Annotated in this window: 1 protein-coding gene; it reads right to left on the bottom strand. The window is 32.5% G+C overall.

Translation table 11 applies throughout. The annotated features are described in order from the left end of the window. On the bottom strand, nucleotides 1-10,900 hold a 10,900-nt coding region (locus tag ACWOBP_RS06725; RefSeq protein WP_455338033.1), incomplete at its 3' end, for a MucBP domain-containing protein. Nucleotides 10,901-11,150: the final 250 nt, after the last annotated feature.

Below are 11,150 nucleotides of genomic sequence, written 5' to 3'. Positions count from 1 at the left end.
CTTTACCTTCTTCATCTACATAACTTGTTACGACTTGACGGTATACATGTGTTGTATTTCCTTTTTCGTCTTTCTTAGTTTCTTTGTAAATGTACTCTGGAATGTCTTTCTTATCTTTCGTTCCTTTATCTGAAGGATTGATTTCTTTTCCTTCTTCATCTACATAACTTGTTACGACTTGACGGTATACATGTGTTGTATTTCCATCTTTATCTTTCTTAGTTTCTTTGTAAATGTACTCCGGAATGTCTTTCTTATCTTTCGTTCCTTTATCTGAAGGATTGATTTCTTTTCCTTCTTCATCTACATAACTTGTTACGACTTGACGGTATACATGTGTTGTATTTCCTTTTTCGTCTTTCTTAGTTTCTTTGTAAATGTACTCTGGAATGTCTTTCTTATCTTTCGTTCCTTTGTCTGAAGGGTTAATTTCTTTTCCTTCTTCATCTACATAACTTGTTACGACTTGACGGTATACATGCGTTGTATTTCCTTTTTCGTCTTTCTTAGTTTCTTTGTAAATGTACTCTGGAATGTCTTTCTTATCTTTCGTTCCTTTATCTGAAGGGTTGATTTCTTTTCCTTCTTCATCTACATAACTTGTTACGACTTGACGGTATACATGTGTTGTATTTCCTTTTTCGTCTTTCTTAGTTTCTTTGTAAATGTACTCTGAAATATCTTTCTTATCTTTTGTTCCTTTATCTGAAGGATTGATTTCTTTTCCTTCTTCATCTACATAACTTGTTACGACTTGACGGTATACATGCGTTGTATTTCCTTTTTCGTCTTTCTTAGTTTCTTTGTAAATGTACTCCGGAATATCTTTCTTATCTTTCGTTCCTTTATCTGAAGGGTTAATTTCTTTACCTTCTTCATCTACATAACTTGTTACGACTTGACGGTATACATGTATTGTATTTCCTTTTTCGTCTTTCTTAGTTTCTTTGTAAATGTACTCTGGAATGTCTTTCTTATCTTTCGTTCCTTTGTCTGAAGGGTTAATTTCTTTGCCTTCTTCATCTACAAATGTTGTTACTACTTTACGGTAAACATACTCTACAGTTGTAACACCTTCTTTTAATTCTCCTGATTCAGGATCTGATGTTTCTGATTTCTTAACGAATTCATATACATCACCATTTTCAGTAATGATTGTTGCTGGTTTATGATCAGTTGTATTGTACTGAGTTCCAACTAAATCACCATTAACATCCATCACTGTTGTAGGAACTTCTTTACCTTCAGATATACCTGAAATTGGTAATCCATTCTCATCTACATAGTTAACAACTACAAATCCAATATGTGCTTCTGGTAATTCTTCTGTAGTATTTTGCAATTCATATACATAAGTAATGACTGATGTTCTAGATTTTACATCTGATGTTTCAGCATCTGAATGTTGCGTTACTTTTACGAATTTGTAGACCTTACCTTCAGCTGTTGTAATAGTTTGTGGTTTATTATCTGTTGTGTCATATGGTGTTTTCACTAGTGACGCTGGCGTATCGATTACTGATTTATCGACTTTAACACCATTTTCAGTTGTTCCTGATAATGGACGCCCAGATTTATCAACATAAGTAACAATTACATTACCATATTTTTGTTTTGTTTCACGTTCTGGTACCTCTTTATAAACATAAGTAACATTTTGTGGTTGTTCAGTTACTTTACCTGTTTCATCAGCTGAACCTGATTTAGTTGTTGCAGTTAGAATGTATACTTTACCATCTTTTTCGATACGTTCAGGTTTAAAGTTAGATGTTGTTGTATCGTATTCTGTTCCAAGTTGTGTATCTTTTGGTTGAACTGTTTGAGTTTCTTTTAATGTTACTCCAGTAGTTGTTTCATAAGATACTGTTACCCCTTGACCTTTAACCGCTCTATAAGTGTAAGTAGCTGTTTGAGGTTGTTCAGTGAAGTTAGTTGGAATTTTATCTACTTTTACAAATTCATAAACTTTACCATCTTTATCTGTAATACGTTTTGGATATTCTAAGTTTACTTTTTCATTTAGTGATTTCTTACCGGTATTTGTTGGATCTTTGATTTCTTTTCCAGATTCATCAACAAATTTTTGAATGATTTCACCTTTAACTTCAGAGTAAACATAAGTTACAACAGTTGGTGTATCACTTACTTTACCATTCTCTTTTGGAGAACCTTCTTTTAATCCACCATTTTTCTCTACAAGTTTGTAAAGTTTTCCATCTTTCGTGATAGTTAAATCTTTTACAGTTGTAGTATTATATTCATCTCCTGTTGGAACTTGAGATTTTAAGTGGTTATCAGGTTTGATTGATTCACCTGCTTCATTTTCGTACTTAACAGTTACGCCACCTTTTTGTAGTTCATATTTATACGTTACTGAAATTGGATCTACTGTTACTTTACCATTTTCAGTTCCTACTGTTGCGCTTGGTACTAGTTTGTACACTTTTCCACTTTCAGTTGTGATTGTTTCTGGTTTTAATTCTGGTGTGTTTGTAGTGTATTCTTTTCCTGTTGGACTTTGGTTTTCTACTACTACACTTGTTTTTCCTTCAATCGCATTTCCTTCAGTATCTGTATAGTTTACTGTTACATCACCTTTTTGTAGTTCGTATTTATACGTTACTGAAATTGGATCTACTGTTACTTTACCATTTTCAGTTCCTACTGTTGCGCTTGGTACTAGTTTGTACACTTTTCCACTTGGTGTTGTAATTATTTCTGGTTTTAACTCTGGTGTGTTTGTATTGTACTCTTTTCCTGTTGCACTTTGGTCTTCAGCTTTAACACTTGATTTTCCTTCAATTGCATATCCTTCAGTATCTGTATAGTTTACTGTTACATCACCTTTTTGTAGTTCGTATTTATATGTTACTGAAATTGGATCTACTGTTACTTTACCATTTTCAGTTCCTACTGTTGCGCTTGGTACTAGTTTGTACACTTTTCCACTTGGTGTTGTGATTGTTTCTGGTTTTAACTCTAGTGTGTTTGTAGTGTATTCTTTTCCTGTTGGACTTTGGTTTTCTACTACTACACTTGTTTTTCCTTCAATCGCATTTCCTTCAGTATCTGTATAGTTTACTGTTACATCACCTTTTTGTAGTTCGTATTTATACGTTACTGAAATTGGATCTACTGTTACTTTACCATTTTCAGTTCCTACTGTTGCGCTTGGTACTAGTTTGTACACTTTTCCACTTGGTGTTGTAATTATTTCTGGTTTTAACTCTGGTGTGTTTGTATTGTACTCTTTTCCTGTTGCACTTTGGTCTTCAGCTTTAACACTTGATTTTCCTTCAATTGCATTTCCTTCAGTATCTGTGTAGTTTACTGTTACATCACCTTTTGGTAGTTCGTATTTATATGTTACTGAAATTGGATCTACTGTTACTTTACCATTTTCAGTTCCTACTGTTGCGCTTGGTACTAGTTTGTACACTTTTCCACTTGGTGTTGTGATTGTTTCTGGTTTTAACTCTAGTGTGTTTGTAGTGTATTCTTTTCCTGTTGGACTTTGGTTTTCTACTACTACACTTGTTTTTCCTTCAATTGGTTGTCCGTCAACATCTGTATAGTTTACTGTAACGTTTCCTTTTTGTAGTTCGTATTTATACGTTACTGAAATTGGATCTACTGTTACTTTACCATTTTCAGTTCCTACTGTTGCGCTTGGTACTAGTTTGTACACTTTTCCACTTGGTGTTGTGATTGTTTCTGGTTTTAACTCTGGTGTGTTTGTATTGTACTCTTTACCTGTTGCACTTTGGTCTTCAACTTTAACACTTGTCTTACCTTCAATCGCATTTCCTTCAGTATCAGTATAGTTTACTGTTACATCACCTTTTTGTAGTTCGTATTTATACGTTACTGAAATTGGATCTACTGTTACTTTACCATTTTCAGTTCCTACTGTTGCGCTTGGCACTAGTTTGTATACTTTTCCACTTTCAGTTGTGATTGTTTCTGGTTTTAACTCTGGTGTGTTTGTATTGTATTCTTTACCTGTTGCACTTTGGTCTTCAACTTTAACACTTGATTTTCCTTCAATCGCATTTCCTTCAGTATCTGTGTAGTTTACTGTTACATCACCTTTTTGTAATTCGTATTTATACGTTACTGAAATTGGATCTACTGTTACTTTACCATTTTCAGTTCCTACTGTTGCGCTTGGTACTAGTTTGTACACTTTTCCACTTGGTGTTGTGATTGTTTCTGGTTTTAACTCTGGTGTGTTTGTATTGTACTCTTTACCTGTTGCACTTTGGTCTTCAACTTTAACACTTGATTTTCCTTCAATCTCATTTCCTTCAGTATCTGTGTAGTTTACTGTTACATCACCTTTTTGTAGTTCGTATTTATACGTTACTGTAATTGGATCTACTGTTACTTTACCATTTTCAGTTCCTACTGTTGCACTTGGTACTAGTTTGTACACTTTTCCACTTGGTGTTGTAATGGTAGTTGGTTTCAGATCAGGTGTATTTGTATTGTAATCTTTACCTGTTGGACTTTGATTTTCAGCTTTAACACTTGTTTTACCTTCAATCTCATTTCCTTCAGTATCTGTATAGTTTACTGTTACATCACCTTTTTGTAGTTCGTATTTATACGTTACTGTAATTGGATCTACTGTTACTTTTCCGCTTTCAGTTCCTACTGTTGCGCTTGGTACTAGTTTGTATACTTTTCCGCTTTCAGTTGTGATTGTTTCTGGTTTTAATTCTGGTGTGTTTGTATTGTATTCTTTTCCTGTTGGACTTTGGTTTTCTACTACTACACTTGTTTTTCCTTCAATCGCATTTCCTTCTGTATCTGTATAGTTTACTGTAACATCACCTTTTTGAAGTTCGTACTTATACGTTACTTCAATTGGATCAACTGTTACTTTACCAGTTTCTTTACCAACTGTTTGGTCTGGAACCAATTTATAAACTTTACCACTTGGTGTTGTAATTGTAGTTGGTTTCAATTCAGTTGTATTTGTATTGTAATCTGTACCAGTTGCTCTTTGGTTTTCAACTTTAACACTTGGTTTACCTTCAATTTCATTACCTTCAGTATCTCTATAATTTACAGTAACATCACCTTTTTGAAGTTCGTACTTATACGTTACTTCAATTGGGTCAACTGTTACTTTACCTGTTTCTTTACCAACTGTTTGGTCTGGAACCAATTTATAAACTTTACCACTTGGTGTTGTAATTGTAGTTGGTTTCAATTCAGTTGTATTTGTGTTGTAATCTTTACCTGTTGGACTTTGATTTTCAGCTTTGACACTTGTCTTACCTTCAATTGCATTTCCTTCTATATCTGTATAGTTTACTGTAACATCACCTTTTTGAAGTTCGTACTTATAAGTTACTTCAATTGGGTCAACTGTTACTTTACCTGTTTCTTTACCAACTGTTTGGTCTGGAACCAATTTATAAACTTTACCACTTGGTGTTGTGATTGTTTCTGGTTTTAACTCTGGTGTGTTTGTATTGTACTCTTTACCTGTTGGACTTTGATTTTCTACTACTACACTTGTCTTACCTTCAATCGCATTTCCTTCTATATCTGTATAGTTTACTGTAACATCACCTTTTTGAAGTTCGTACTTATACGTTACTTCAATTGGGTCAACTGTTACTTTACCAGTTTCTTTACCAACTGTTTGGTCTGGAACCAATTTATAAACTTTACCACTTGGTGTTGTAATTGTAGTTGGTTTCAAATCAGTTGTATTTGTGTTGTAATCTTTACCTGTAGGACTTTGATTTTCAGCTTTGACACTTGTCTTACCTTCAATCGCATTTCCTTCTGTATCTGTATAGTTTACTGTAACATCACCTTTTTGAAGTTCGTACTTATACGTTACTTCAATTGGGTCAACTGTTACTTTACCAGTTTCTTTACCAACTGTTTGGTCTGGAACCAATTTATAAACTTTACCACTTGGTGTTGTAATTGTAATTGGTTTCAAATCAGGTGTATTTGTATTGTAATCTTTACCTGTTGGACTTTGATTTTCTACTACTACACTTGTCTTACCTTCAATCGCATTTCCTTCTGTGTCTGTATAGTTTACTGTAACATCACCTTTTTGAAGTTCGTACTTATACGTTACTTCAATTGGGTCAACTGTTACTTTACCAGTTTCTTTACCAACTGTTTGGTCTGGAACCAATTTATAAACTTTACCACTTGGTGTTGTAATTGTAATTGGTTTCAAATCAGGTGTATTTGTATTGTAATCTTTACCTGTTGGACTTTGATTTTCTACTACTACACTTCTCTTACCTTCAATCGCATTTCCTTCTGTGTCTGTATAGTTTACTGTTACATTTCCTTTTTGTAACTCATACTCATAAGTAACTGTTTGTTTTTCTGTAGTTACTTTACCTGTTTCTCCAGCTGAACCTTCTTTCAATCCATTATTTGCTTCAACAAGTTTATAAACTCTTCCATCTTCTTTTGTAATAGTTGCATCTTTCGTTGCAGTATAATCACTTCCTACTTGACCATTAACTACTAATGTTACTGGATCTTTTAGATTTTCTTCTGTTCCTGCGACAACGTATTTAACTTCAACGTTTCCACCTAATTTTGGTTCGTACTCATAAACTACTTCTTGTTTATCAGCTGTTATTTTTCCTGTTTCTGCAGCTGATGTAGCTTTATGTCCTTTATATACATATACTTTTCCATCAGTAGCTGTTAATTCTTCACCTGCTACTGGAGCTGTTGAAGTATAGTTTTTTCCAACTTTTAATCCCTTAGCTACATCTGTTGCTGGTTTTAATTCAGTTGTTGTACCTTCGATAACGTATTTTGCTACTACATCTCCACCTATAGGCATAATTCTTTCGTAATATACATTTTCAACTACATTCCCATTATTAACTAATTCTTGAGAAACCAATACTCTATCGATAATTTCTCTATCTGGAGCTTCAAAATTAGCTACTTTAGGTGAATTTGTTCTTGGCCAATTTGGTTGATAAGCGTCTGTTCTATATTCCCACGGTCCTTCTACTACTCGTCCCGTTTCTTTACCTGTATAAATTTTTCTCTTAACTGTAATATTTTGTACAGCTGGATTAGCAAGTACATTACTTTCATTATCCTTTTCTAGATAGTTAATTGCACGAGTAATCGTTTTGCTTTCTTCTTTAAATGTTGCTTCCTCATATACATAAGTAACTTTTTTCGTTACTTGTCTTTCATAAGTTCCTGTTTCTGGTACTGAATCTGCTTGGATTTCTTTAAATAAATATGGTAATCCCGACCAATGACCTCTAGGAATGACATCTTCTTTTGTCGTAGTATATGGTTGTCCTGCAAAATCTTTTTCAGAAATTTTTGGTAGAATGTCATCTTTTCTATTATTTATATAACGAACTTCTAATTTACCTCGCACATCTTCTGTTCTTAATCCTACAATATTAGATTCTAACCAAACATTTTGATTATTTTTCAAGAAAATTTGTGATGTACTTTCTACAAAGTTTGGATTATCAGCATCAACTCTAAGATTAAAGCTATGGGTAAAGGCATGTTCTTTGGTTACCGTATAATCATTTTTAAATACATATTTAACGGCAGTAACATCTTTCCAATTTTTAATTTTATCAGCAGTTACATAAGTACCCGTAGTTTTATCTTTTTCTGTTGATGTCGTATATTCTACATCATACTCATCTGAATTCTCAACAATAGGTCCTTCTAAATAGGTTACAGCTTCACTCTTAGGAATTAAAACAACTGCTTCTTTGATTTTTTGAGGTGTGTCTGTTAAGTTCTCAACTCGTGGTGATAAAATAACTTCTTGTCCATTCTTCACATCGATAATTCCTCTAGTTCCTGTTGTTCCAGGTTTAGAAATCGTTAATGATGTAGAATATTCAATAACATTATTCATTGTTACATTAATATTTGATTTTGCTATAGTTGCACCAGGTTCATGTCCTTCTACATAATTTGCATTTAAAGAACGATCATTACCAAATAAAGTTTCAGAATTACTATTCCATACAAGATAAGATTCAATATTATAAGTTCCACTTTCGATTTGACCATTATTTTCTACTTCAAAAGTTAATGCTACTGGAGTATATGTTCCACCTTTAATCCACCCATCTCTATTTAAATCATAACTAGATAATCCTAAATCTTTTGAGTCGAAAATATAGGCACGCTTACCTGTTCCCTTATAATTCTCAATAATACGTGTTGGATTAACAGTATCATAAGTTTCTTTAATCTGATTATAGCCATCTTTTGCAGCACTACCATTTGTCCCCCAAAAATATAAGGTGTTTTTTGATAATAAGCGATTATCAGCAGTTAATCTGAAATCTTTTATAGGTAGCTTTGGATCAGCTAATAACATTACACTTGTTTTATTAATATTAGAATCTAATTTACTTAAATCATAAACTTTAATACCATTTGTTTCAGATTCAGCTAATTTAAAATAATCCGTTGCAGTATATAGAACTGTAATTGGTACTTTCTTTCCTCTTGTTAAGTTATCTTTCGTTAACTCCTGGTCTCCAATTTGTTGCATTCCTAAACTTAAAGTTGTTGGTTCTTTAGTATGAACAGCAGGGGTACTACTACCAGTATTTGGTCGTTCTGTAGCTACAGCACTCTCAATTGTATTACTAGCTGCTAAAACTTGAGAAATTTTATTTTCATATTTTTGAATAGTAGCATCTTTTGCTTTTTCTTTCCAAGTATCTACCGTTACATCTAAATCTGCTCTCATTCCAAGAATCGTTTTAAAAGCTTTCTTTCTATCTTGAACCTCATCAACAATTCCAGGCGTTTTTAAAATCAAATGAGTAAATTTCTTTTCAGGATTAATAGCAACTTCATCAAATGTTTCATCAACAGAATTAAATTCTTTAATTAACTCAGGTTGGTTATTTTCATTAACTCCATATAATTTAAAGTTTTCTTTAAATTGCCCTTGTAAATCTTTATAACCTGCATGGTATCCCTTTACTCCAGCATTCCCATTTTCTAATTCATTAGTTGCAATTTCTATTATTTTGAATTTAGTAAAATAATTTCCCGCTTGATCTTTTGGAATGAAATAGTTTAAATATTGACTTGGTAACGTCCCTCCATCAGCTTTTAATTTATTAAATGGAACTCTATAAATTGCTGCAAAAGTATCTACATTACTGGCGTTTGAAAATAGTCTTTGATTAGTAGCTGCATTTATACGATCTTCCATCATTCCAATCGAAGGTAAACCATCGCCTGCATAGATTCTAAAACCATCTGGATTTTCTAGAGATTGCGTGAATGATGAACCATCTGGTCTATGTCCTACAGCATTATAAACAATTTTAGCACTATAACCTTTTGTTTCATTCGTCTCAATAACTTTTGCAATTTGTTCAGGTGTACTTAATGCTCCCTCTTTTAATCTTAATACAGGTCCGGCATAGTATAACATTTGATCAATTCCACGAGTTTGATCTGGATGTAAGGTAGCTACTCCATTTTCTAATGTCCATTTTGAATTTCTAGGAGAAGTAGGATCTAATTCTAGAAAATCTGGAATGCCACTAATCGTATAATCATAACTTATTAATCGACCATTACCATTATGATTATGATCATCAGCTTCTCCATTATTGAAGAATGGATCATTTGTCATAATTAATGGGATTCTAAATGGACTTCTTACAGGAACTAACTTACCATCAACAACTGAACCTATTTTATATTCACGTTGTTCCTGAGATACATAATTTTTTACTAACTTTTCTCTTGTGTCCTTTTCACGATAAATAATCTCTGATAAATAGTCAAAAGTAGCTGTTGCTGTTTTTGTAGATAATACATTATCACCACTTATAAACTCTGTCTTCACTGTCAGTGAATCATCCTTTGATGGTGCATTTGTTCTAGATGTTCCTACATAAAGCTTTAATAAACTTTCAGCAACAGATCCACCAGACATTGGATTTAAGTTTAAATCATAAACATAATCAGTATCTGTAGATCGATCATCAATACTTTTTACAAAAGATGAATTTGTAAATACTGGTTTTTTCTTAGAGTGTAGAAAAGCTTTCGGAATAGTAACTCGAACTTTACCATCTGTAACCGTTTCACTCGAAGACGCTGAATAAGTAATCGCCATATTAATGACACGTTCACCGTCACCATTATTTGCAACTGGAATTTTCTTTTCAGTTGAACCTTTCGATGTATCGAAATGAATTGACCCTGTTAAAGCCTGATCTGTCACTCCAGTACGGAAACCAGTTCCTTCTTCCATCTTCTTACCATTACGACTATCTTGATTTTTATTTTCTTTAGGTGTTTCTTCAGTCTTAATCGATTTTAAAATAGAAATTAATGAACTAATCTCTTTTGCTTTTTTATCTATTTCTTGTTTAGTAGGATTATTTTTTAATAAAGATTCAGCTGATTCTAATTTTTTAGTAGCTTCTTCTATCAATGATTTTTGTTTTGTATTATTTTTAACTCTTTCTAATTGAGATTTCAATTCTTCAATTTTTAAATTTAAAACTGAATCATCTACAACTTCTGCTTCTGCTTCAACTTCATTTTTCTTATTATCATTAGATTGGCTAGCTATTTTTTCCGCAACAGCTGCAGCTACCTTTGCAGGAGTATTCTCAATTTTATTAGCTACTGGTTTTACTGAATTCTCTGGAACGATATTAGCAGTATTCACTCCTTCATCTGGACTATTAGTAGCTTCTCGTGATTGAGCAACGTTATCACTTGCTTCTACAGCACCAGCTCCAAAGAATAATCCTACCCCAATTAGAACACTTGCGGCTCCTACCTTGAATTTTTTTATAGAGTAGGTTTCTACTTTTTCACCACGGCGTTCAAGTTGTTTTTTTATATTATTTTTTCCTATCATATAACTTTTTTTCCTTCTTTCTATAGTTTTCATAAACTCAAACCAATTAAATTTATATTTGTAAATTATTTTACCATAAAAACTCTATTTTATAAAGTAATTATAATTATCTTTTATTATTTAAATTTATATAATTTATTAATTATAATCTTATTAATTCTACCTAAAATTTCACTTTGAAATGCTTTTTATTAAAAAAATTTTTTTCACTTTCACTACGATTATTTTTATATTTCTAATATAAATAGTA

The organism is Gemella parahaemolysans (genome assembly GCF_053758945.1).
The sequence above is the reverse complement of the archived record's forward strand: the minus strand, read 5'-3'. Positions and strand labels throughout refer to the sequence as shown.